Here is a 22,126-nt window from a genome sequence, read left to right as displayed (position 1 = left end):
CCTCCCGGGGGAGGGCAGGGGTGGGGGCACAGCGGCCTTCCGTTGAGCGCTGCCGCATTGCTGGCGCCGCCTGCCCCCATCCCAGCCTTCCCCCGGAAGGGGAAGGAGCAAGGCGGAACACATGACACGCCTCTCCTCCTTCATGAGCCACCGCCTCGCCTGGCCCATCGTCACGCTGCTTCTGCTGCTCGCGGTCAACACCGCGTTCAACGCCAGCTTCCTGCACCTCGAATGGCGCGACGGCCACCTGTACGGCAGCCTGGTCGACATCCTCAACCGCGCGGCGCCGCTGGTGCTGGTGTCGCTGGGCATGACGCTGGTGATTGCCACGCGCGGCATCGACATCTCGGTGGGCGCGGTCGTGGCCATTGCGGCGGCCGTCGCGGCCTGGATGATCGGCGGCTCGGTGGCGAGCGACGTGAGCCGGTTCCCGATGCCGCTTGCGATCCTCGCGGCCCTGGGCGTTGCACTGCTCTGCGGCCTCTGGAACGGAATGCTGGTGGCCAAGGTCGGCATGCAGCCGATCATTGCCACGCTGATCCTCATGGTGGCGGGCCGCGGCGTTGCGCAGCTCATCGCCGACGGGCAGATCATCACCATCTACTACAAGCCCTTCTTCTTCCTCGGCAGCGGCTACCTGCTGGGCCTGCCGTTCTCGCTGTTCATCGTGGCCGCGGTGTTCGTGCTGCTCTACCTGGCCATCACGCGCACGGCGCTCGGGCTCTTCATCCAGGCGGTGGGCATCAACCCGACGGCCGCGCGCGTGGCCGGCGTGCAGGCGCGCAGGCTCGTCGTGGGCGCCTATGCGTTCTGCGGGCTGTGCGCGGGCGTGGCGGGCCTTTTGATCAGCTCCAATGTCAAGAGCGCGGACGGCAACAACGCCGGCCAGCTGCTGGAGCTCGACGCGATCCTGGCCGTGACCTTGGGCGGCACCGCGCTCACGGGCGGACGCTTCAGCCTCATGGGCAGCGTGATCGGCGCGCTCATCATCCAGACGCTGACCTATGCAATCTATTCGCTGGGCGTGCCGCCGGAGATCAACCTCGTCGTGAAGGCGGTGGTGGTGTTCGCGGTGATGCTGCTGCAATCGCCGGAGTTCCGGGCACAAGTGCGCACGCTGGTGCAGCGGCCGGTGCATGAGGGGGAACGGGCATGAGCGCGGTGATCGAAGCGGCACCCTCACCCCAGCCCTCTCCCGCGAGCGGAAGAGGGGGCAGGGCAGGGTTCAATCCCAAGTATTTGCCGCTGGCCGCAACCATCTCGCTCTTCGTGCTGGTGGCCACGCTGGGCTCGGTGTTCTACGACGGCTTCTTCTCGGCGCAGGTGTTCCTCAACCTGCTGATCGACAACGCCTTCCTGATCGTCGTGGCCGTGGGCATGACCTTCGTGATTCTTTCGGGCGGCATCGACCTGTCGGTGGGCTCGGTGATCGCGCTCACCACGATGGTGTCGGCCTCGCTGGTCGAGAAGCACGGCTGGAGCCCGGCGGTGGTCATTCCGCTGGTGCTGGCCATGGGCACGGCCTTCGGCGCGTTCATGGGACTGCTCATCGAGCGCTTCAGGCTGCAGCCCTTCATCGTCACGCTCGCGGGCATGTTCCTGGCGCGCGGGCTTTGCTACCTGATCAGCATCGACTCCATCAGCATCACCAACGCCTTCTATGCCGAGGTCTCGCAGATCCGCATTCCGGTCTGGGGCGAGGCTTCGCTGTCGATCAGCGCGGTGATCGCCATCGGCGTGCTGCTGGCGGCGGTGTTCATTGCGCACTGCACGCCCTTCGGCCGCGCGGTGTATGCCATTGGCGGCAGCGAGCAGTCGGCCCTGCTGATGGGCCTGCCGGTGCGCTCCACCATCATCGGCGTCTACACGCTGTCGGGCTTCTGCTCGGCGCTCGCGGGCGTGATCTTCACCTTCTACATGCTCTCGGGCTACGGCCTGCATGCGCTGGGGCTGGAGCTCGATGCGATTGCGGCGGTGGTGATCGGCGGCACGCTGCTCACGGGCGGCGTCGGCTATGTGGCGGGCACGCTGTTCGGCGTGCTGATGCTCGGGATCATCCAGACGCTGATCTCCTTCGACGGCACGCTGAGCTCGTGGTGGACGCGCATCGTGGTGGGTGCGCTGCTCTTCGTGTTCTGCCTGCTGCAGCGCTTCTTCACTTCGCGTGCGCCACGGCGCTGACGCTTTTTTTCTTTCTCGCTTTCAGGAAACTTCCGCATGCCGGACAACACCCCCAAGAAGAAGCTGCGCTCGACCGAATGGTTCGGCTCGGCCGACAAGAACGGCTTCATGTACCGCAGCTGGATGAAGAACCAGGGCATACCGGACCACGAGTTCGACGGCCGGCCGATCATCGGCATCTGCAACACCTGGTCGGAGCTCACGCCCTGCAATGCGCACTTCCGCAAGATCGCCGAGCATGTGAAGCGCGGCATCTCGGAGGCGGGCGGCTTTCCGGTCGAGTTTCCGGTGTTCTCCAATGGCGAATCGAACCTGCGGCCCACCGCCATGCTCACGCGCAACCTTGCGAGCATGGACGTCGAAGAGGCCATCCGCGGCAACCCGGTCGATGCGGTGGTGCTGCTCACGGGCTGCGACAAGACCACGCCCGCATTGCTGATGGGCGCGGCCAGCTGCGACATCCCGGCCATCGTGGTCACGGGCGGACCGATGCTCAACGGCAAGCTCGACGGCAAGGACATCGGCTCGGGCACGGCCGTGTGGCAGTTGCACGAGTCGCTCAAGGCCGGCGAGATCAACCTGCACCAGTTCCTCTCGGCCGAAGGCGGCATGTCGCGTTCGGCCGGCACCTGCAACACCATGGGCACGGCCTCCACCATGGCCTGCATGGCCGAGGCGCTGGGCACTTCGCTGCCGCACAACGCGGCCATTCCCGCGGTCGACGCGCGGCGCTACGTGCTCGCGCAGATGTCGGGCATGCGCGCGGTCGAGATGGCGAAGGAGGGGCTCACGCTGTCGAAGATCCTCACGCGCGAGGCCTTCGAGAATGCCATTCGCGTCAATGCCGCCATCGGCGGGTCGACCAATGCGGTGATCCACCTGAAGGCCATTGCGGGGCGCATCGGCGTCGACCTGGAACTGGAAGACTGGACGCGCATCGGCAGCAACACGCCGACCATCGTCGACCTGTTGCCCTCGGGCCGCTTCCTGATGGAGGAGTTCTACTACGCGGGCGGCCTGCCCGCGGTGCTGCGGCGCCTGGGCGAGAACGGCCTCTTGCCGCACCCCGGCGCGCTCACCGTCAACGGCCAGTCGATCTGGGACAACGTGCGCGAGGCGCCGAGCCTCAACGACGAGGTGATCCGCCCGCTCGACAAGCCGCTGATCGCCGACGGCGGCATCCGCATCCTGCGCGGCAATTTGTCGCCGCGCGGCGCGGTGCTCAAGCCCTCGGCCGCATCGCCCGAACTGCTCAAGCACCGCGGCCGCGCGGTGGTGTTCGAGAACCTGGAGCACTACAAGGAGCGCATCGTCGACGAGAGCCTCGAGATCGACGCCAGCTCGGTGATGGTGATGAAGAACTGCGGCCCCAAGGGCTACCCTGGCATGGCCGAGGTCGGCAACATGGGCCTGCCGCCCAAGCTGCTGCGGCAGGGCGTGAAGGACATGGTGCGCATCTCGGATGCACGCATGAGCGGCACGGCCTACGGCACGGTGGTGCTGCACGTCGCGCCCGAGGCGGCTGACGGCGGACCGCTTGCGGCGGTGCGCGACGGCGACTGGATCGAGCTCGACTGCGATGCGGGCCGCCTGCACCTGGACATCAGCGACGAAGAGCTGGCCGCGCGCCTGGCTTCGCTCAGCAGTGCCGACGCGCAGCCCATGAGCACGCGCGGCGGCGGCTACCAGAAGCTCTACGTCAACCACGTGCTGCAGGCCGACGAAGGCTGCGACTTCGATTTTCTGGTGGGCTGCAGAGGCTCCGCCGTTCCCCGCCATTCACACTGATCCACCATGACCCCCAGATACCGCGGCATCTTCCCGGTGGTGCCGACCACCTTCACCGAACAGGGCGCGCTCGACCTCGAGAGCCAGAAGCGCTGCGTCGACTTCATGATCGACGCGGGCTCGGACGGCCTGTGCATCCTGGCCAACTTCTCCGAGCAGTTCGTGCTGTCCGACGACGAGCGCGAGGTGCTCACGCGCACGGTGCTCGAGCATGTGGCGGGCCGCGTGCCGGTGATCGTCACCACCACGCACTACAGCACCCGCATCTGCGCCGAGCGCAGCCGGCGCGCGCAGGACATGGGCGCCGCCATGCTGATGGTGATGCCGCCCTACCACGGCGCCACCTTCCGCGTGCCCGAGCCGCAGATCTTCGAGTTCTACGCCGGCCTGTCCGATGCGGTGAACATCCCGATCATGATCCAGGACGCGCCCGCGAGCGGCACGCTGCTGTCGGCGGCCTTTCTCGCGCGCATGGCTCGCGAGATCGAGCACGTCGCCTACTTCAAGATCGAAACGGCCGGTGCCGCGTCGAAGCTGCGCGAGCTGATCCGCCTGGGCGGCGATGCGGTCGAAGGCCCGTGGGACGGCGAAGAGGCCATCACGCTGATGCCCGACCTCGATGCCGGCGCCACCGGCTCGATGACCGGCGGCGGCTATCCCGACGGCATCCGCCCGATCATCGAGGCGCACCGCGCGGGCGACCGCGACAAGGCCTTCGCCCTCTACCAGCAGTGGCTGCCGCTCATCAACTACGAGAACCGCCAGGCGGGCCTCCTGGCCTGCAAGTCGCTCATGAAGGAGGGCGGCGTGATCGCTTGCGAGGCGCCGCGCCATCCGCTGCCGGCGATGCACCCCGAGACGCGCGCCGGCCTGATCGAGACGGCGAAGCGGCTCGACCCGATGGTGCTGCGCTGGGGGCGTTGACAGTGGCGCCGCGCCCCTTGACGAAGTAGGGCGCGACGATCTCGGTCAGCCAGTCCATCACGGCCAGCACGCGCGGTGCGAGCTGGCGCCGGTTGGCATAGAGCAGCGAAACCGGCATCGGGCGCGCGCTGAACTCCGGCATCACCTGCACCAGCCCGCCCGCGGCCAGGCTCGCTTCCAGGCCCGCGAACGGCGCCTGGATCAGGCCCAGGCCGGCCCGCGCGGCCGCCTGGTAGGCGTCGGTGCCGTTCACCGTGACGGTCGCCGCCACGGGCCATGTCCTGTACACGCCATCGGCGGGGTCGAGGTACTCCCAGCCTGCGTCGCTGGAGGCGAGCGTCTGCGCGAAATGAACGACCTGGTGCTGCGCCAGGTCGTCGAGCGTGCGGGGCGTGCCGTGCGCGCGCAGGTAGCCGGGGCTCGCCGCATTGGCCATGCGCAGTGCACCGAGCGGCCGCGCGACGAGTTCCGAATCCCCGAGCATGCCCACGCGCAGCACGCAGTCGAAGCCTTCGTGCACCAGGTCGACACGGCGGTCCGAGGTGCTGATGCCGACTTCGAGCGCGGGATGCCGCGCGAGGAATTCGGGCAGGCGCGGAATGACGAGGTCGCGCGCGATGGCGTTCGGCAGGTCGACGCGCAGCCGACCCGTGAGGCCGCCGGCGTGCGAACGGAACATGGTGGCGAGCTGCTCGCCCTCGGCCAGGTAGTCCTTGCAGCGGTCGAGGAAGCGCGCCCCGTCCTCGGTGAGCCGCACGCTGCGCGTGGTGCGCTGCAGCAGCCGCGTGCCCAGCCGCTCCTCGAGCTGCTGCACGGCCACCGAGACGCGCGCGCGGGTCAGGCCGAGCTGGTCCGCAGCACGGCTGAAGCTCGCGAGCTCGGCCACCCTCGAGAAGATGCGCAATTCATCGGTGTTCATGGCCGAGGATTGTTTCCTTTTTGGTTGACAGTGTGCGCAGTTTCCCGGAATTTATCTTTCTGACGGTAATTTTTAAAGTCCACCCATCGACTCATCGATCAACCCACCAAGGACTTTGAAATGACAGCTTCCACAACCGCCAACCCCTTGCGCATCGCACTCGTCACCGGCGGCAGCCGCGGCCTCGGCCGCAGCGCCGCGCTGGCGCTCGCCGCCGATGGCGTCGACGTGATCCTCACCTACGTGTCGAACGACGCCAGCGCGCAGGCGGTGGTGGCGCAGATCGAGGCGAAGGGGCGCCGCGCCGTCGCCCTCAGGCTCGATGTCGGGGACAGCACGACCTTCGCCGCATTCGCGGATTCGGTGAAGGCGGCGCTGGCTGCCACCTGGCAGCGCGAGCGCTTCGACTTCCTGGTGAACAACGCCGGCGTGGGCCTGCACGCGAACTTCGAGGACACGACGGAAGCCCAGTTCGACATGCTCTTCAACGTGCACTTGAAGGGGCCGTACTTCCTCACGCAGAAGCTGCTGCCGCTCATCAACGACGGCGGACGCATCGTCAACGTATCGTCGGGGCTCACCCGGTTCTCGATCGCCGGTGCATCCGCCTATGCCGCGATGAAGGGCGGCGTGGAAACGCTCACACGCTACCTCGCGAAGGAACTCGGCGCGCGCGGCATTGCGGCCAACACGATCGCGCCGGGTGCGATCGAAACCGACTTCAGTGGAGGCATGGTGCGCGACAACCCGCAGGTGAACGCGATGGTGGCCGGTTTCACCGCGCTCGGACGCGCGGGCCAGCCCGACGATATCGGCGGAGTGATCGCGCTCTTGTTGGGGGAGGGCAGTCGCTGGGTGAATGCCCAGCGCATCGAAGCTTCCGGAGGGATGCTGGTCTGAGCGCGCAGCCCCGGCCGCTTGGGGCTCAGCTCTTCTCGAGCTCGCTCACTTGCAGGGACAGGTCGAACAGCTTCGACTTGCTCGCGTAGTAGCGGTCGAGCCGCCATTCCTTCAGGATGTCCATGGCGAGCTCGAAGCTCTTGTAGTCGAGGCTGTAGAGCGTGACCAGCTCGAAGCTGCGTTCGGATTCGAGCGCCAACACGAGCTGCGCCAGGATTTTGGACGACTCGTTGGCCGGGTCCGTTTCTATGAATCGGCGAGCGACCTTGATGGCATTCATGGGATAGTGTTCCTCGGTAGGCAGAGACCGAGAACTATAGCTAGCACGCCCTCGTGCTTTATGACAGTCGTGTGACATGCGAAGGTCATTGCCCTTGACGGGCATGGCGCATGCATCCACCGCCGCCCGGTGCGGGCGGCGGGGACGCCGCTGGATCGCGTGCTTCAGCGCTTCAGCGCATCGGTGCCGGCATGGGAGCCGGCATCGGCGCCGGCTCCATCGGCGCGATGGGCGCAATGGCCGGCGGCGGGACCCGCGAAGGCGCGGGCATCGGCGCCGGCATCGCGGCGGCGGGTGCCGGCATGACGACGGTGGTGACCGATTCGCGGATCACGCCGCCGCCCATCACGCTGCCATCCACATTGCCGCGGGTGTTGCCGCTGCCGCCCATCACGCGGGCCTCGCAGTCGGCGCGGTCGGCCGGTGGCTGGAGCCCGCAGCGCGCGAGGGCGTTGCGCTGGTAGTCGGGCGCGCTGGTCAGGCCGCCGCGTGCGGCTTCCTGGCGTGCGGCGCCGGCCTCGCGGATGCAGGCCGCGCGGTCCTGCTGGTTGTGGCCGCAGACCGCGAGTTCCTGCTGGTAGGTGGAATCGCCGCGGCGCGGCTGGGCCGAGGCCGAGGTGGCGGCGGCCAGGCCGCCCACGGCAATCAGGGCGGCAATCATCGAACGGGTGGTGCTGTTCATGGGGTGCTCCTTGGAGTGACCTGAAACATGAAACTGTTGGACAAGTCGGGCCGCGCCGGGTTCCTTGCGGCCCCTGCCGGTCAGCGCGCGGGTGCGGCCGGCTGTACCGGCTGTGCCGGCAGCGGTGTCACTGTTTCGCGGATGACGCCGCCGCCCATCACGCTGCCTTCGGTGCTGGTGCGTGCGCCGCCCTGCAGGCGCGCCTCGCAGTCGGCGCGGTCGGCCGCGGGCTGTTCGCGGCAGCGCGCCATGGCATTGGCGTCGTAGCGGCCGGGGCTCGCGCTCGTGAGGCCGTTGCGGCCCGCTTCCTGGCGCGCGGCGCCGGCTTCGCGCAGGCAGGCCGCGCGGTCCTGCTGCACGCCGTCGCAGGTGGCGCGCTCCTGCTGCGCACGTGCGGCCGTGCCGGGCGCCTGCGCTTGTGATGCGCCGGAAAAAAGCAGGCCGCTTGCTGCAAGAAGCGCGGCAGCACAAAGGGTGGAACGAACTGTTGTTGTCATCGGGTGCTCCTGGTTGAGGCGCGCCCTCCGAAAGCGCGACCGGACACGCAGTGTGGTCCGGTGCAGGCCGTGCGGGGTGTGGGACGGCACAGACAGCAGCCCCGGCCGGACTCGCCCTTGCGTGTGGGACGTGTCCGGCATGGGCCGGCGCGCGGCCGGCCCGGTGCGGGTCAGCCCGCCGCGATGCGCTGCGCCAGGTGCGCGAGCGCTTCCTCGACCTGGTCGACCAGGATCAGCGACAGGTCGCCCGGCTGCAGCCGCGCAAGCGCGGTGTCGATGGCGACGAACTCGCCGCGGATCTCGTCGATGTAGCGCGTGCGCGCCGCGCCCTGCAGGCCCTGGCGCAGCAGCGCCATCACCTCGCCGTCGGCACGGCCGCGCTGGGCCGCGTCCTGGTAGAGGATCACGTCGTCGAAGGCCTGGCCGAGGATGGCGGTCTGGTCGCGGATGTCGGAATCGCGCCGGTCGCCCGCGCCGCTGATCACCACCGAGCGCTTGTTGGCCGGCATGGTGTCCACGGCCGAGACCAGCGCGCGCATGGCGTCGGTGTTGTGGCCGTAGTCGGCGATCACGGTGGCGCCGCGGTAGTCCATGACGTTGAAGCGCCCCGGCACGCCGGCCGCGTCGTTCAGGAAGCTCGCGAGGCCGCTGCGGATGGTGTCCCAGTCCAGGCCCACGGCCCATGCGGCGGCCACGGCCGCCATCACGTTGTCGACCTGGAAGCCGATGGTGCCGCCGCGCGTGATGGGCACGTCGCGCAGCGCGATGCGCTCGCGCCAGGAGCCTTCGGCCGCGACCAGCGTGTCCTGGTCGACGTAGACGGTGCGCTTGCCCTGCGCGCGGTGCGTGGCCATCACGGGGTGCTGGCGGTCGGCGGTGAAGAAGATCACGTGGCCCGGGCAGCCGGCGGCCATGGCGGCGACGTTGACGTCGGCGGCATTGAGCACCGCGTAGCCGTCGGGCGCGACGTTGCGCACGATCACGCGCTTGAGCACCGCGAGGTCTTCGACGGTGGTGATGTAGTTCAGGCCCAGGTGGTCGCCGCTGCCGATGTTGGTGACCACGGCCACCTGGCAGCGGTCGAAGCCGAGGCCTTCGCGCAGCACGCCGCCGCGCGCCACTTCGAACACGGCCGCATCCACGTCGGGGTGCATGAGCACGTTGCGCGCGCTCTTGGGGCCGCTGCAGTCGCCGCTGTCGGTCTGGCGGCCGTCGACGTACACGCCGTCGGTGTTGGTCATGCCGGTGCGCAGGCCGCTGGATGCGAGCAGGTGGTTGATGAGGCGCGCCGTGGTGGTCTTGCCGTTGGTGCCGGTCACGGCCACCACCGGAATGCGGCCGTCGTCGCCATGCGCGAACAGCGTGTCCATGACGGCTTCGCCCACCGCGCGGCCGCGGCCGAACGAGGGCGAGATGTGCATGCGCAGGCCGGGCGCGGCATTGACCTCGACCACGCCGCCGTGCTGTTCCTCGAGCGGGCGCAGCACGTTCTCGCAGACCATGTCGACGCCGCAGATGTGCAGGCCGACCATCTGCGCCGCATCGACCGCGCGCGCGGCCACTTCGGGGTGCACGGTGTCGGTCACGTCGGTGGCGGTGCCGCCGGTGGACAGGTTGGCATTGTTGCGCAGTACCACGCGCTGGCCGCGCGCGGGCACGCTGTCGGGCATGAGGCCCTGGGCCTCGAGGCGGCCGATGGCGATGTCGTCCAGGCGGATCTTGGTGAGCGAGGTGGCATGGCCTTCGCCGCGCCGCGGGTCGAGGTTCACGGCGTCGATCAGCTGGCGCACGGTGGCGCTGCCGTCGCCGATCACGTGCGGCGGATCGCGCCGCGCGGCGGCCACCAGGCGGTCGCCCACCACCAGCAGGCGGAAGTCGAAGCCCGGCAGGAATTTCTCGACCATGACCTCGCCATAGGCGGCGGCCGAATCGTAGGCGGCGGTGAGCTGCTCCTGGGTCGTGATGTTGACCGTGACGCCCTTGCCCTGGTTGCCGTCCTGCGGCTTCACCACCACGGGCAGGCCGATCTCCACGGCCGCGGCCCAGCCGTCCTGCGCATCCGAAACCGGGCGGCCCAGCGGCACCGGCACGCCGGCCGCGTTGAGCAACTGCTTGGTGAGTTCCTTGTCCTGCGCGATCGATTCGGCCACGCCGCTGGTGCTGTCGACCTCGGCCGCCTGGATGCGGCGCTGCTTGGAGCCCCAGCCGAACTGCACCAGGCTGCCGCTGGTGAGCCGGCGGTAGGGAATGCCGCGCGCCACGGCGGCATCGACGATGGAGCCGGTGCTCGGGCCCAGGCGCTCGGACTCGTCGAGGTCGCGCAGCTCGGTGATGGCGGCGGCGGCGTCGAAGGCGGTGTCGGCCTGCGCGGCCGCGATCAGCTGTTCGGCCAGTTCGATGGCGCGCCGGCCCACGGCCTCTTCGCTGTACTGGAACACGACCTGGTAGACGCCTTCTTCCACCGTGGGCGAGGTGTGGCCGAAGTTGACCGCGCAGCCGGCCTGGGCCTGCAGCGCCACGGCCGCGTTCTCGAGCACGTGCGCCAGGGCCATCGGCTGGCCCAGCACCATCGGATGCAGCTCGCCGATGTGGGGGAACAGCGCGCGCAGGCGTGCTTCGAAGCCCGGCAGGCGGCTGATGGCGTTCTCGTCGCCTTCGCAGGCAACCACCGCTTCGATGGCGGTGTGGCGGCTCCAGAGGTTGGGGCCGCGCAAGGCGCGGATACGGGTGACTTTCATGGGGCGGCGGTGCGCTTCAGGCGAGTTGCAGTTGGGGGGACGAAAGCGGCTGTGTCTGCGAAAGCTGCAGCGAGGCCAGCGCCGCCTGCAGGTCGGCCTCGAAGGCCTCGACGCCGGCGCCGATGAGGTTCAGCGGAATGCCCAGCGCCCAGGCCGCGGCCACCGCGGCCAGCACGCTCTCCAGGCTCACGCCCGCGTGCGTGGCGCGCCAGACGGTCAGGCGGCCGAGGCCGGGCAGGAAGGATTCGCTGCTGCCGTTGGCCAGCACCACGCGGTCCTGCCGCACCAGCACGGCCTTGCCGCCGGCGGCCTGGTGCGCGGTGAGCGCGGCAGCCTGCGGGTCGGCCGCATAGAGAATGACGGCGCCGTCGCACAGCGGGGCCAGGCCCGCCACGCGCGGATCGCCCGCGTTGAGCACCGCGGTGCCTTCGCCCAGCACCACGTCGACCTGCGTGCGCAGCACCTTGACCATCTGGTCGCTCTCGGTGATGTCGTAGTCGGCCAGCGCCTCGGCGCCTTCGAGGTCGGTCACGATGCCGAGCTCGCAGCGGTCGTAGGCCAGGCCGTCGCGCAGGATGGTCTCGGCGCCGTTCTCGATCACCACGGCTTCCACCGCGCGGTTCACCAGCAGGCGGCGGCCGGCTTCCCAGTTGGCGCTGTCGCGCGCATCGACGCGGCGGCGCTCCAGGAACAGGCCGTCGCGGCAGGCCAGGCCCGTGTGGCGCCCGCCCAGGTTGATGAGCCAGGCGACCAGGCGCGCGAGCACCGCGGTGTCGCGCGAGCCGGCCACGCCGATCACGGGGATGCGGCCCGGCGCATCGCCCGGGAACAGGTGGTCGCAGATCGCGCGGCCCACCGGGCGCGGCGAGCCGACGGCCGGCTTCAGGTGCATCAAGAGGCCGGGGCCGGCATTCACTTCGACGATGGCGCCGCGCTGCGGGCCGAGCGGCTTGCCGATGTCCAGTGCCACCAGGTCGATGCCCGCGATGTCCAGGCCCACCACGCGTGCGGCCAGCACGGCGGCATGCGCGACTTCAGGATGGACCTGGTCGGTGCAGTCGTTGGCCATGTTGCCGTTGCGCTGGATCGTAACCACGCGGCCGGCCGCCGGCACCGAGGCGCCGTCGAGCTCCTGGCGCTTGAGTTCGAGCTGCAGCTTGGCGTCGGTGTCCAGCACGATCAGGTCGAGCGGGTATTCCTCTTCGGCGCCGCGGCGCGGATCGCTGTTGAGCTGCTTGTCGATCAGCTCGGCCACGGTGCTCTTGCCGTCGCCGGTCACGGTGATGATCTCGCCGCGCGCGGCCGCCACCACCTCGCCGCCCACCACCAGCAGGCGGTGTTCGTGGCCGCGGATGAAGCGCTCGACCATCACGTCGCTGCCTTCGGGCTCGGCCACCGCGAAGGCGGCCATGACTTCGTCGCGCGTGGTCAGCTCGAGCGACACGCCGCGGCCGTGGTTGGCGTCCGAGGGCTTCACGACCACCGGCAGGCCGATGTCCTCGGCCGCTTCCCAGGCTTCCTCGGCGCTGGCCACCACCTGGCCCTCGGGCACCGGCACGCCGCAGCTCGCGAGCAGCGACTTGGTCAGCTCCTTGTCGCTCGCGATCGATTCGCCGATGGCGCTGGTGTAGTCGGTCTCGGCGGTCCAGATACGCTGCTGGTTGGCGCCATAGCCCAGCTGCACCAGGTTGCCGCTGTTGAGCCGGATGTGCGGAATGCCGCGGTCGGTGGCGGCGGACACGATGGCCGCGGTGCTCGGGCCGAGGTAGCAGTCCTCGACCTTGGCCTTGACCGCATCGACCGCCTTCTGCACGTCGTCTGCGGTGAAGGGATCGTTGTTGATCGCCGCCATCAGCAGGCGGTGGCCCTGGGCCAGCGCCACGCGGGCCACCTGCTCGTCGCGCGCGCGGAACACCATGCGGTAGACGCCGTGCTCCGAGGTGCTGCGGGTCTGCCCGAAGCCGGTCGGCATGCCGGCCAGGTTCAGCAGCTCGATCACCACGTGCTCCAGCACGTGGCCCGACCAGGTGCCTTCGGTCAGCCGCTGGATGAAGCCGCCGCGCTCGCCCACGCCGCAGTGGTGCTCGATGAGCGCCGGCAGCAGCGCCGTGAGCCGGTCGGTAAAGCCGTCGATCTTGTTGGAGGGGTAGTCCTCCAGCTGGCCCAGGTCGAGCCAGACTTCCAGCACGGGCCGGTAGGTCCAGAGGTTCGGACCGCGCAAATAGTTGATGCGCAGCAGGCGGATGTCGTCGAAACGGGTCATGCAAACGTTCGATGTGCTTTGGCCGAGCACCGCGGCGCCTTCAAGCGCGCCCATGGCAATCGGTCAGAATCGGCGCCCGACAAAGGACGCCATGGCGCGGTCCCTGCGGCCCGCGACGGGCAAGAGTCAAAGAAACACAATGCAACATCACGATCCAGTCGGCACCCGGGAGGGCGAAATCGAGGCGGCCTCAGACGCGCTGAAAAGCCGGCTCGCAGCCGCGGAAAACGTTCTGGTCACACTGCCGGTTGACCTTGACGATGAACTTCTGTTTACCTTTGGGCTCGTGGCCCTCACCGACCGGCGGCTGCTGGCGCTGCAACCGGATGGCCAGTGGTGTGAGTGGACACTATCAGATTCGGCCCTCCGTTTGCATTTGAGCGACCATTCGGGCGTTGGAACGCTCGATCTGGTGGGTGCCGAAGGGCGCCTTGCGCGCTGGCGCTACACGCTGGCGAGCCAGCCGGCCGCGCTGCGGCTACTCAAGCTCTTCGGCCAGCGCGAGAACGGCACTGTCGCCGAGGCGACAGCCGAGCCCGACGGCGACGACCTGGCCCTGCCCGACGCCGAGCTCCAGGCACCGCCCTCCACCTGGGTGCTGCTGCGGCTCGGCCGCTTCGCCAAGCCCTACCGCAAGCAGCTGATCGCAGGCTTCCTGCTGACGCTGGTCTCCACGGCCGCGACGCTGGTGCCGCCCTACCTGACCATCCCGCTGATGGACGACATCCTGATTCCGTTCCAGAACGGGCAGAAGATCGACCCGGCGCGCGTCGGGCTCTACCTGAGCGGGCTGCTGGGCGCGGCGCTGGTCGGCTGGGGCCTGGGCTGGGCGCGCACCTACCTGCTGGCGCTGGTGTCCGAGCGCATCGGCGCCGACCTGCGCACCACCACCTACGAGCACCTGCTCACGCTGCCGCTCGACTATTTCGGCGGCAAGCGCACCGGCGACCTGATGGCGCGCATCGGCTCGGAAACCGACCGCATCAACGTGTTCCTCTCGCTGCACGCGCTCGACTTTGCGAACGACGTGCTGATGATCGTGATGACCGCGGTCATCCTGGTTTCCATCAACCCGCTGCTGGCCGTGGTCACGCTGGTGCCGCTGCCCTTCATCGCCTGGATGATCCACGTGGTGCGCGACCGGCTGCGCACCGGCTTCGAGAAGATCGACCGCGTGTGGTCCGAGGTGACCAACGTGCTGGCCGACACCATCCCGGGCATCCGCGTGGTCAAGGCCTTTGCGCAGGAGCGCCGCGAAGCCGAGCGCTTCCGCGTGGCCAACGCCTACAACCTGCAGGTCAACGACAAGCTCAACCGCACCTGGTCGCTGTTCACGCCCACCGTCTCGCTGCTGACCGAGATCGGCCTGCTCGTGGTCTGGGGCTTCGGCATCTGGCAGGTGGCGCGCGGCAGCATCACGGTGGGTGTGCTCACGGCCTTCATTGCCTACATCGGCCGCTTCTACACGCGGCTCGATTCGATGAGCCGCATCGTCTCGGTCACGCAGAAGGCGGCGGCCGGCGCCAAGCGCATCTTCGACATCCTGGACCACGTGAGCAACGTGCCCGAGCCCGCCAACCCGGTGAAGATCGAGCGCGTGCAGGGCCGCATCGAGATGAGCGGGCTGGGCTTTCGCTACGGCTCGCGCGCCGTGATCCACGACCTCGACCTGACCATCGAGCCCGGCGAGATGATCGGCCTGGTGGGCCACAGCGGCTCGGGCAAGAGCACGCTGGTCAACCTGATTTGCCGCTTCTACGACGTGACCGACGGCGCCATCAAGGTCGACGGCACCGACATCCGCCGCTTTGCCGTGGCCGACTACCGGCGCCACGTGGGGCTGGTGCTGCAGGAGCCGTTCCTGTTCTTCGGCACCATCGCGCAGAACATCGCCTACGGCAAGCCCGACGCCACACGCGCCGAAGTGGTGGCCGCCGCGCGCGCCGCGCATGCGCACGACTTCATCCTGCGCCTGCCGCACGGCTACGACTCGCTGGTGGGCGAGCGCGGCCAGGGCCTGTCGGGCGGCGAGCGGCAGCGCATCAGCATTGCGCGCGCGCTGCTCATCGACCCGCGCATCCTGATCCTTGACGAGGCCACCTCGGCCGTGGACACCGAGACCGAGAAGGAAATCCAGAAGGCGCTCGACAACCTCGTGCAGGGCCGCACCACCATCGCCATTGCGCACCGCCTCTCGACGCTGCGCAAGGCCGACCGGCTGGTGGTCATGGACCGCGGCGAGGTGGTCGAGGTCGGTCCGCACGACGCCCTGATGGAGAAGCAGGGCGCCTACTGGCGGCTCTACCAGGCGCAGCTGCGCCAGGCCGACGAGGAGGCGAGCGAAGGCGCCGTCGACGAACGCGCCGGCGCGCAGCTGCCCCTGGTCATCAGCCATGCGGCCCATCCCGCCGGAGACGCATGATGAACGACACCATTCCCACTTTCGACCTCGAGCGCGATGCCTTCGGCCGCCTGGTGCTGACCGATGCCGAGGGCGAGCGCCACGTGGGCGTGACGCCTGTGCGCGCCTTTCCGCTCAGCGCGCCCGGCGAGGGCGTGTCGCTGGTCGGCAGCGAAGGCCGCGAGCTGGTCTGGATCGACCGCCTCGAGGCCCTGCCGGCGGCGGCGCGCGCGCTGCTCGAACAGGAGCTCGCGGTGCGCGACTTTGCACCCACGCTGCTCAAGTTGCATGGCGTGTCGAGCTTCGGCGTGCCCAGCACCTGGACCGTGAGCACCGACCGCGGTGACACCAGCTTCGTGCTCAAGGCCGAGGAAGACATCCGCCGGCTCGAAGGCGGCGCACTGCTGATTGCCAGCGCGCACGGCGTGCAGTTCCGCATTCCCGACGTGAAGGCGCTCGACCGCGCCTCGCGCAAGCTGCTGGAGCGCTTTCTCTAGACCGCCGCGCGTTCAGGCCGACGCGGCGCCGCCCGATGCGGCCGGCAAGGCAGGCGCCGGCTGGGTGGCCGCCCGGGCCTGCCGGTGGCCCCAGTCGGTGATCGGCTTCTCGAACCGGCGGTAGAGAAAGTCGGAGACAAGCAGTGCCACGCCGAAGGACGCGAACAGCAGCGTCGCCCCCGCCACCGTGGTGGGCGAGATGCCGATCACGGCCTGCGCCGCGAGGTACTGCACCAGGTACATCGCGTACGAGCGGCGCCCCACGAACAGCATGAAGCGCGACGAAAGAAGCCTGCGCAGCCAGCTGTCCGCCGCAACCAGCGAAGGCAGCCACAGGCCCACCAGCACCACGTACACGGCAATCAGCTGCGGCTCGCCGAAGCGCGCGCTGATCGTGAGCGACTTGCGGTGCACCAGGAACAGGGCGAGCGCGATCGCGATGGCGGCCGTCTGCGTCATGAGGCCGCGCATCCATGCGAAGGTCCGGCGCGTGTGCATCGCGATCGCCACCATCGAGCCCACCAGCATGCCAAGGTAGTGCCAGGGCGAGAATCCGGCCGGGTGGGCACCGGTCATCCAGACGGCAACCAGCAGCGCGAGGCTGCATGCAGCGGTCCCGAAGCGCGAGGCGGCGGTGGAACCGAACAGCGTGAACAGCGCCGGCCACACCAGGTAGTACTTCCACTCGACGCCCAGCGTCCAGGTCATCTGCAGCGGCGCGAAGCCGGCAAACTCGTTCAGCAGCGTGAGGTAGTAGGGCGTGGCCGCCTTCATCTGCTCCCAGGCCGCGCCCTGGGCGAGGTAGCTCAGCGCGAGCACCAGCAGGTAGACCAGAAAATAGAGCGGCAGGATCCGGGCCGCGCGCCGGATGTAGAAGGCCTTGAGCGACACCGTGCCGGTGGCATCGCGCTCGCGCAGCAGCAGCGTGGTGATCAGGAAGCCGGAGAGCACGAAGAAGGCATGCACGCCGAGCCAGCCCGAGAACTTGTCCCAGCGCGGACCGCCGAAGTGGAACCCGAAGACAAGAAAGACGGCCACCGCCCGCAGCCCATCGAGCGCTGCGAAATTGCGGGTCTCCAGGTAATCGCCGAGGCCGTGGATCGACCCTTGTTCGCGCATGTTGTGCGTTGCCTCTCCTTCGAATCGCGCGGATTCTGCCCGAGATAGCACTTTGGTGGTGCATCGGCAGGGCCGGACGGCCGCGGCTGTTGGTGCGGCGCCACGTTGCGCCGCCAAGGCTGCGAAAATCGCGGTTTTGAAGAGACGGACATGCCCCTGCACACCACCGCCCTCGTCCTGTTCTCCGGCGGCCAGGATTCGACCACCTGCCTTGCGGACGCGCTGTCCAAGTACCAGCGCGTCGAGACGCTGGGCTTCGACTATGGCCAGCGGCACCGCATCGAGCTCGACGTGCGCGGCACCATCCTTGCCAGGATGCGCGAGCGCTTCCCCGACTGGGCGCCGCGCCTGGGCGAGGACCACGTGCTCACGCTGGCCGCGCTGGCCCAGCTCGGCGGCTCCTCGCTCACCGAGGAGGTGGCCTTTGAAATGCAGGCCGACGGCCTGCCCAACACCTTCGTGCCGGGGCGCAACCTGCTGTTCCTCACGCTGGCCGGCGCGCTGGCCTACCGGCGCGGGCTGCAGGTGATCGTCACCGGCGTCTGCGAGACCGACTTCTCGGGCTACCCCGACTGCCGCGACGACACCATGAAGGCCATGCAGCTCGCGCTCTCGCTCGGGCTGGAGCGCCGCCTGGTGATCGAGACGCCGCTGATGTGGATCGACAAGGCCGAGACCTGGCAGATGGCGCATCGCCTGGGCGGCGAGCCGCTGGTCGAGCTGATCGTGGAAGAAACCCACACCTGCTACCTCGGCGACCGCGAACATCGCCAGGCCTGGGGCTACGGCTGCGGCGAGTGCCCGGCCTGCGAGCTGCGCAAGAAGGGCTGGGAGCGCTACGCCTCGCGCCCCCAGCAGGTCTAGGTGGCCGCAGTCTCCAGCCGGTAGCGCGCGCCGCCCGCCGGTGCGCCTTCGGGCTGGGGCACCAGCGTCCAGCGCTGGTTGTGGAAGTCGCCGACCGCCGCGCGGTGCGCGATCGACACCATGGCGCCGCCCGCGGCCTTCACCCGGTCGGAGAGCCGCTTGTAGAGCACGCCCTCGGCCTCGGCATCGAGTGCGCTGGTGATCTCGTCGGCAAAGAGCCACGACGGCTTCTTCAGCAGCACACGCGCGATCGACAGCCGCTGCTGCTCGCCGCCCGAAAGCTTCTGGCTCCAGGCATCGCTGTCGTCGAGGCGGTCCACGAGGTTGGGCAGCAGCGCATCGGCCAGCGCCTGGCGCAGCTCGGCATCGCTGTAGTTCTCGGCCGGATTCGGATAGGTCAGCGCATTGCGCAGGGTGCCGTCCGGCACGTAGGGCCGCTGCGGCATGAACACCGCGCCCTCGGGCACCTTCACATGGCCGCGTGCGAACGGCCAGATGCCGGCAAAAGTGCGGAACAGGGTCGACTTGCCGCTGCCCGACGGCCCCTGCAGCAGCACGCTGTCGCCCGGCTGGACCGCGAGCGCCGCGCCGGCGAGCAGCGAGGTGCCGTTGGGCAGGGCCACCGTCAGGTCGCCGGTCTGCAGCGCGGGTGCGGTACCGTCGCGCTCGAGCGACTGGCTGCGCGCCGCATGTGCGCGCATCGCATCGTCGAAGCTGGTGAGGCGGTCGGTGGTTGCGCGCCAGACGGCCACGCGGTCGTAGTTGTCGACGAACCAGCTGAGCGAATCCTGCACCTTGCCGAAGGCCGACGAGATCTGCATCAGCTGGCCGAGCTGGATGGCGCCGCTGAAGAAGCGCGGCGCGGCCACCAGGAACGGGAAGATCACGGCCGCCTGCCCGAAGAACGAGGTGAAGGTGATCAGGTTCTTCTGCTGCTTGATCAGCACCAGGTAGTTGCGCAGCACGCTGCCAAAGCGCAGGTCGAGCTGGCCGTGCTCGACCTTCTCGCCCTTGTCCAGCGCAATGGCCTCGCTGTATTCGCGCACCCGCACCAGGTGGTGCCGGAAGTCGGCCTCGAAGCGCTGCTGCCGGAAGTTGGTGCCGATCAGCGGGCGGCCGATGAAGTGCGTGATGGCCGTGCCCACCACGCAATAGGCCACCGCCAGCCAGACCATCGCCCCCGCGATCTGGTAGCTGCTGCCGCCCATCGAGAACGCGAAGCTGCCCGACAGCCCCCAGAGAATGCCCACGAAGCTCACCAGCGTGACCACGGCGTTCAGGAGGCCCATCGACAGCGTCATCGTGTAGTCGGTGAACATCTGCATGTCCTCCTGGATCCGCTGGTCGGGGTTGTCGGGCGCCTGGCCTTCCTTGTTCGCGTAGCGCGCAAGCTCGAGGTGATAGAAGGTGCGGTCGGCCATCCAGCGCGACAGGTAGTCGCGCGTCATCCAGGTGCGCCAGCGCAGCTGCAGCAGCTGCGTCACATAGAACTTGAGCACCTGCACCGCGATGTTGAAGAAGGCGATCCAGCCGAAGACGCCCACCTCGCGCCAGAAGACCGCCGAGTCCTTGTTCTGCAGCCCGTCGTAGAAGCGCCCGTACCACTGGTTGCCCAGCACCGCCACGTACACGTAGAACAGGTTCAGCGCGACGATGCCCAGCAGCATCGCGCGGGCGCGCCATTTTTCCTCGGAACGGAAGTAGGGCGCCGCAAGCGTGAAGACGCGCTTCACTACCTGGGCGAACGTGGCGGCGCGCGCCGTGACGGATAAAGACATGCAGGTTTCCTCGCTGGGCGCGGGTGCGCCGGACTTCGTGAAGAAACGATGGTAGTCAAATGTTCCTTAAGCGGGACTGAACCGGCCCGGCGCCCCGCAAAGTGCTCAGTGCAGCATGACCCGCGCCGCTGCTTCCAGGAAGTGCTTGAGCGGCGGCGTCTCGCGTCCCTGCACCTTCGCTTCCTCGTCCCACAGCCGCAGCCGCACCGCATCGCCGGCCCAGCGCTGCTCGGCGAAGCGCTGCGCCGCGGCCTCGTCCATCACGCCTCCCTGCAGCGCGAGACTGCGCACCGAATCCGCCGAGAGCCGCGAGAAGTAGCCGGGCCGTGTCGCGCAAAGGTAGCGCTTGGCGTCCACGTGCAGCCGGATCGGCTCGCGCACCTCGGCGCCGAAGACGCCGCGCAGGAGCGGCATGGCGATGTACTGGTGGCGGTCGTCGATGCCCAGCTCGGTGGGCGAGCGCGGCAGCGTCTGGTGCTCGGCGATCAGCAGGTGGCCGAGATCGTGCAGCAGCGAGGCCGTGACCAGTGCATCGCCCGCGCCGGCCTGCTCTGCCAGCCATGCGCACTGCAGCGCATGCTCGAGCTGCGACACCGGCTCGCCCGCATACGCAACCCCGCCGCGCTCGGCGAACAGGCGGGCGATTTTGGCGAGGTCGAGTGTCATGGACCCGGCAGCTTCGCGCACCGCAATGACACCCGCATGACGAATCCCATGAGGCGCCATGCAGCCGCGCGGCACGGTCGGCGCGGCGTCCGACTTGACTTGCCAGGCCGCGGGCATAGCATCCGCCGCATGAGAAGCACAGTCCTTGTTCTTCTGCTCTGCATCGGCCTGGTGGCGGCCGGCTGCAACGACAAGCCCAAGCCTGGCGTGCCGGTGCCGAAGGCTTCGGCCGATGTCGTGATGCCGGTCCCGTTCGCGGGCTGATTCGCCCCTCTCGGGCGCGCGGGCGGCCATGCGCCGCCGGGCATTGCGCGCGCTTGCCTTCGCATGTCCGCGCCCGGCGGTATCCTCGGCGCGGAGCAAAAAACAATGAAGACATTCGAGACAAGCGCCCACGAGGCGGATTCGCGCTACGCCATGCTGCGGCTCGGCCTCACGCTGCTGGTCATGACGGTCGGCAGCAGTGGCATGTACGTGGTCTCGGTGATGCTGCCGGCCGTGCAGGCCGAGTTCGGCATCGCGCGCGCCGATGCCTCGCTGCCCTACACGCTGCTGATGCTCGGCTTCGGCGTGGGCGGCGTGCTGATGGGGCGGCTGGCCGATCGCTTCGGCGTGATGTGGCCCCTGCTGATCGGCGCGCTGAGCCTCGGCGTGGGTTATGTCGCGTGCGGCATGGCCGATGGCATCGTGTCTTTCACCCTCGCGCAGGCGGTGCTGGTCGGCCTGCTCGGCAGCGCCGCGGCCTTTGCGCCGCTGGTGGCGGACACCTCGCTCTGGTTCGTCAAGCGGCGCGGCATCGCGGTGGCGGTGTGCGCGAGCGGCAACTACGTGGCAGGCGCCATCGGGCCGCCGATTGCGGAGCACTTCATCGAGACGGTGGGCTGGCGCCAGACCTACATCGGCATGGGCCTCTTTTGCGGCCTGGCAATGGCGGCGCTCGCGCTCTTCTTTCGCGCGCGGCCGCCGGCAGTGGCCGCGGCGCCGGCCAGCCATGCGGGCCATGCCGGGCGGCGGCGCGACATGACGCGGCCCTTCGGCTTCAGCATGGGCACCGCACAGGGCCTGCTGTGCGTGGCGGGCGTGGCCTGCTGCGTGGCCATGGCGATGCCGCAGGTGCACATCGTGGCCTACTGCGGCGACCTCGGCTACGGCCCGGCGCAGGGCGCGCAGATGCTGTCGCTGATGCTGGGCTTCGGCGTGGTGAGCCGGCTGGTGTCGGGCGCGATCTGCGACCGCATCGGCGGGCTGCGCACGCTGCTGCTCGGCGGCGCGCTGCAGGGCGTGGCGCTGCTGCTGTTCCTGCCGTTCGACGGGCTGGTGTCGCTCTATGTGATCTCGGCGCTGTTCGGGCTGTTCCAGGGCGGCATCGTGCCGTCCTACGCGATCATCGTGCGCGAGCATTTCCCGCCCGAGGAAGCCGGCGCGCGCGTGGGCACGGTGCTGATGTTCACGCTGTTCGGCATGGCGTTGGGCGGCTGGATGTCGGGCAAGGTGTTCGACCTGACCGGCAGCTACCACGCGGCGTTCCTCAACGGCATCGGCTGGAACCTGCTGAACGTCAGCATCGCGGCGATGCTGCTGTTCAGGGTCCGGCATCTGCGGCTTCGCACCGCCGCGGCGTAGCTCTCT

At 69.1% G+C, this 22,126-nt stretch carries 18 protein-coding genes and 1 pseudogene; 10 read left to right on the top strand and 9 right to left on the bottom strand.

Features of this window, described 5'->3' with window-relative positions:
• Positions 1–121 precede the first annotated feature (121 nt).
• Genes AC1DSC_RS12750 through AC1DSC_RS12735 form a run of 4 tightly spaced genes read left to right on the top strand, consistent with a single transcriptional unit; the run spans position 122 to position 4,893 of the window.
• Positions 122–1,156, top strand: a complete 1,035-nt coding sequence (locus AC1DSC_RS12750) for an ABC transporter permease (protein ID WP_028254138.1) — start codon at positions 122–124, stop codon at positions 1,154–1,156.
• Positions 1,153–2,181 carry a galactofuranose ABC transporter, permease protein YjfF gene (yjfF, locus tag AC1DSC_RS12745; RefSeq protein ID WP_012746199.1) on the top strand — a complete coding sequence of 343 codons (1,029 nt, stop codon included), beginning with the start codon at positions 1,153–1,155 and terminating at the stop codon, positions 2,179–2,181. Before AC1DSC_RS12750 ends, yjfF begins: the two co-directional genes overlap by 4 nt.
• 36 nt (positions 2,182–2,217) lie before the next feature.
• A complete protein-coding gene (locus AC1DSC_RS12740; protein ID WP_028253965.1) occupies positions 2,218–3,969 on the top strand; it encodes an IlvD/Edd family dehydratase in 1,752 nt (583 codons plus the stop codon).
• Positions 3,970–3,975: 6 nt separating this feature from the next.
• A complete protein-coding gene (locus AC1DSC_RS12735) occupies positions 3,976–4,893 on the top strand; it encodes a dihydrodipicolinate synthase family protein (RefSeq protein WP_028253966.1) in 918 nt (305 codons plus the stop codon).
• 52 nt (positions 4,894–4,945) lie between these two features.
• Here AC1DSC_RS12735 and AC1DSC_RS12730 read toward each other — a convergent pair.
• A pseudogene (locus AC1DSC_RS12730) lies at positions 4,946–5,812 on the bottom strand (LysR family transcriptional regulator); the annotation flags it as partial.
• 120 nt (positions 5,813–5,932) lie between these two features.
• Between AC1DSC_RS12730 and AC1DSC_RS12725 the strand changes: the two are divergent.
• Positions 5,933–6,712, top strand: coding sequence for an SDR family NAD(P)-dependent oxidoreductase (locus AC1DSC_RS12725; protein ID WP_028253967.1), 780 nt, complete (start codon positions 5,933–5,935; stop codon positions 6,710–6,712).
• Between the two features lie 25 nt (positions 6,713–6,737).
• On the opposite strand, the gene AC1DSC_RS12720 is transcribed toward AC1DSC_RS12725, so the two are convergent.
• From AC1DSC_RS12720 to AC1DSC_RS12700, 5 genes are all read right to left on the bottom strand, one after another.
• On the bottom strand, positions 6,738–6,992 hold the full coding sequence (locus tag AC1DSC_RS12720) for a hypothetical protein (RefSeq protein ID WP_018903584.1): 255 nt from the start codon (positions 6,990–6,992) through the stop codon (positions 6,738–6,740).
• A 172-nt stretch (positions 6,993–7,164) separates the two neighbouring features.
• A complete protein-coding gene (locus tag AC1DSC_RS12715) occupies positions 7,165–7,674 on the bottom strand; it encodes a hypothetical protein (protein ID WP_028253968.1) in 510 nt (169 codons plus the stop codon).
• 80 nt (positions 7,675–7,754) lie between these two features.
• Positions 7,755–8,171, bottom strand: a complete 417-nt coding sequence (locus AC1DSC_RS12710) for a hypothetical protein (protein ID WP_028253969.1) — start codon at positions 8,169–8,171, stop codon at positions 7,755–7,757.
• Positions 8,172–8,341: 170 nt separating this feature from the next.
• Positions 8,342–10,909 carry a cyanophycin synthetase gene (gene cphA, locus AC1DSC_RS12705; RefSeq protein WP_018903581.1) on the bottom strand — a complete coding sequence of 856 codons (2,568 nt, stop codon included), beginning with the start codon at positions 10,907–10,909 and terminating at the stop codon, positions 8,342–8,344.
• 16 nt (positions 10,910–10,925) lie between these two features.
• Positions 10,926–13,172 carry a cyanophycin synthetase gene (locus AC1DSC_RS12700; protein WP_012746208.1) on the bottom strand — a complete coding sequence of 749 codons (2,247 nt, stop codon included), beginning with the start codon at positions 13,170–13,172 and terminating at the stop codon, positions 10,926–10,928.
• A 139-nt stretch (positions 13,173–13,311) separates the two neighbouring features.
• Here AC1DSC_RS12700 and AC1DSC_RS12695 point away from each other — a divergent pair, with 139 nt between their 5' ends.
• Together AC1DSC_RS12695 and AC1DSC_RS12690 are read left to right on the top strand one after the other, a co-directional pair.
• Positions 13,312–15,594, top strand: coding sequence for a cyanophycin metabolism-associated ABC transporter (locus tag AC1DSC_RS12695; RefSeq protein ID WP_028253970.1), 2,283 nt, complete (start codon positions 13,312–13,314; stop codon positions 15,592–15,594).
• Entirely contained in the window at positions 15,594–16,070 is a 477-nt protein-coding gene (locus AC1DSC_RS12690) for a cyanophycin metabolism-associated DUF1854 family protein (RefSeq protein WP_028253971.1), read from the top strand. The genes AC1DSC_RS12695 and AC1DSC_RS12690 overlap by 1 nt, the downstream gene beginning before the upstream one ends.
• A 12-nt stretch (positions 16,071–16,082) precedes the next feature.
• On the opposite strand, the gene AC1DSC_RS12685 is transcribed toward AC1DSC_RS12690, so the two are convergent.
• Positions 16,083–17,189 (bottom strand): acyltransferase family protein, encoded by a 1,107-nt coding sequence (locus AC1DSC_RS12685; protein WP_028253972.1) that lies wholly within the window; start codon positions 17,187–17,189, stop codon positions 16,083–16,085.
• Positions 17,190–17,339: 150 nt separating this feature from the next.
• Here AC1DSC_RS12685 and queC point away from each other — a divergent pair, with 150 nt between their 5' ends.
• Positions 17,340–18,053, top strand: a complete 714-nt coding sequence (gene queC, locus AC1DSC_RS12680; protein ID WP_028254139.1) for a 7-cyano-7-deazaguanine synthase QueC — start codon at positions 17,340–17,342, stop codon at positions 18,051–18,053.
• On the opposite strand, the gene AC1DSC_RS12675 is transcribed toward queC, so the two are convergent.
• Both AC1DSC_RS12675 and AC1DSC_RS12670 read right to left on the bottom strand, forming a co-directional pair.
• Entirely contained in the window at positions 18,050–19,831 is a 1,782-nt protein-coding gene (locus tag AC1DSC_RS12675; protein WP_028254140.1) for an ABC transporter ATP-binding protein/permease, read from the bottom strand. The two genes, queC and AC1DSC_RS12675, sit on opposite strands and share 4 nt — an antisense overlap.
• Before the next feature lie 105 nt (positions 19,832–19,936).
• Positions 19,937–20,497: a phosphonate degradation HD-domain oxygenase gene (locus AC1DSC_RS12670; protein WP_028254141.1), complete on the bottom strand. Its 561-nt coding sequence runs from the start codon at positions 20,495–20,497 to the stop codon at positions 19,937–19,939.
• Between the two features lie 129 nt (positions 20,498–20,626).
• Here AC1DSC_RS12670 and AC1DSC_RS12665 point away from each other — a divergent pair, with 129 nt between their 5' ends.
• Positions 20,627–20,761, top strand: a complete 135-nt coding sequence (locus tag AC1DSC_RS12665) for a hypothetical protein (protein WP_259347628.1) — start codon at positions 20,627–20,629, stop codon at positions 20,759–20,761.
• A 105-nt stretch (positions 20,762–20,866) separates the two neighbouring features.
• Positions 20,867–22,120 carry an MFS transporter gene (locus AC1DSC_RS12660; protein ID WP_062363095.1) on the top strand — a complete coding sequence of 418 codons (1,254 nt, stop codon included), beginning with the start codon at positions 20,867–20,869 and terminating at the stop codon, positions 22,118–22,120.
• The last annotated feature ends 6 nt before the right edge of the window (positions 22,121–22,126 follow it).

The organism is Variovorax sp. 01N425, assembly GCF_056399465.1.
The sequence above is the reverse complement of the archived record's forward strand: the minus strand, read 5'-3'. Positions and strand labels throughout refer to the sequence as shown.

Bases quoted from the DNA above. Each gene is read 5' to 3' on its own strand.
- AC1DSC_RS12750 (WP_028254138.1), top strand. From the start codon at position 122: ATGACACGCCTCTCCTCCTTCATGAGCCACCGCCTCGCCTGGCCCATC.
- yjfF (WP_012746199.1), top strand. From the start codon at position 1,153: ATGAGCGCGGTGATCGAAGCGGCACCCTCACCCCAGCCCTCTCCCGCG.
- AC1DSC_RS12740 (WP_028253965.1), top strand. From the start codon at position 2,218: ATGCCGGACAACACCCCCAAGAAGAAGCTGCGCTCGACCGAATGGTTC.
- AC1DSC_RS12735 (WP_028253966.1), top strand. From the start codon at position 3,976: ATGACCCCCAGATACCGCGGCATCTTCCCGGTGGTGCCGACCACCTTC.
- AC1DSC_RS12725 (WP_028253967.1), top strand. From the start codon at position 5,933: ATGACAGCTTCCACAACCGCCAACCCCTTGCGCATCGCACTCGTCACC.
- AC1DSC_RS12720 (WP_018903584.1), bottom strand. From the start codon at position 6,992: ATGAATGCCATCAAGGTCGCTCGCCGATTCATAGAAACGGACCCGGCC.
- AC1DSC_RS12715 (WP_028253968.1), bottom strand. From the start codon at position 7,674: ATGAACAGCACCACCCGTTCGATGATTGCCGCCCTGATTGCCGTGGGC.
- AC1DSC_RS12710 (WP_028253969.1), bottom strand. From the start codon at position 8,171: ATGACAACAACAGTTCGTTCCACCCTTTGTGCTGCCGCGCTTCTTGCA.
- cphA (WP_018903581.1), bottom strand. From the start codon at position 10,909: ATGAAAGTCACCCGTATCCGCGCCTTGCGCGGCCCCAACCTCTGGAGC.
- AC1DSC_RS12700 (WP_012746208.1), bottom strand. From the start codon at position 13,172: ATGACCCGTTTCGACGACATCCGCCTGCTGCGCATCAACTATTTGCGC.
- AC1DSC_RS12695 (WP_028253970.1), top strand. From the start codon at position 13,312: ATGCAACATCACGATCCAGTCGGCACCCGGGAGGGCGAAATCGAGGCG.
- AC1DSC_RS12690 (WP_028253971.1), top strand. From the start codon at position 15,594: ATGAACGACACCATTCCCACTTTCGACCTCGAGCGCGATGCCTTCGGC.
- AC1DSC_RS12685 (WP_028253972.1), bottom strand. From the start codon at position 17,189: ATGCGCGAACAAGGGTCGATCCACGGCCTCGGCGATTACCTGGAGACC.
- queC (WP_028254139.1), top strand. From the start codon at position 17,340: ATGCCCCTGCACACCACCGCCCTCGTCCTGTTCTCCGGCGGCCAGGAT.
- AC1DSC_RS12675 (WP_028254140.1), bottom strand. From the start codon at position 19,831: ATGTCTTTATCCGTCACGGCGCGCGCCGCCACGTTCGCCCAGGTAGTG.
- AC1DSC_RS12670 (WP_028254141.1), bottom strand. From the start codon at position 20,497: ATGACACTCGACCTCGCCAAAATCGCCCGCCTGTTCGCCGAGCGCGGC.
- AC1DSC_RS12665 (WP_259347628.1), top strand. From the start codon at position 20,627: ATGAGAAGCACAGTCCTTGTTCTTCTGCTCTGCATCGGCCTGGTGGCG.
- AC1DSC_RS12660 (WP_062363095.1), top strand. From the start codon at position 20,867: ATGAAGACATTCGAGACAAGCGCCCACGAGGCGGATTCGCGCTACGCC.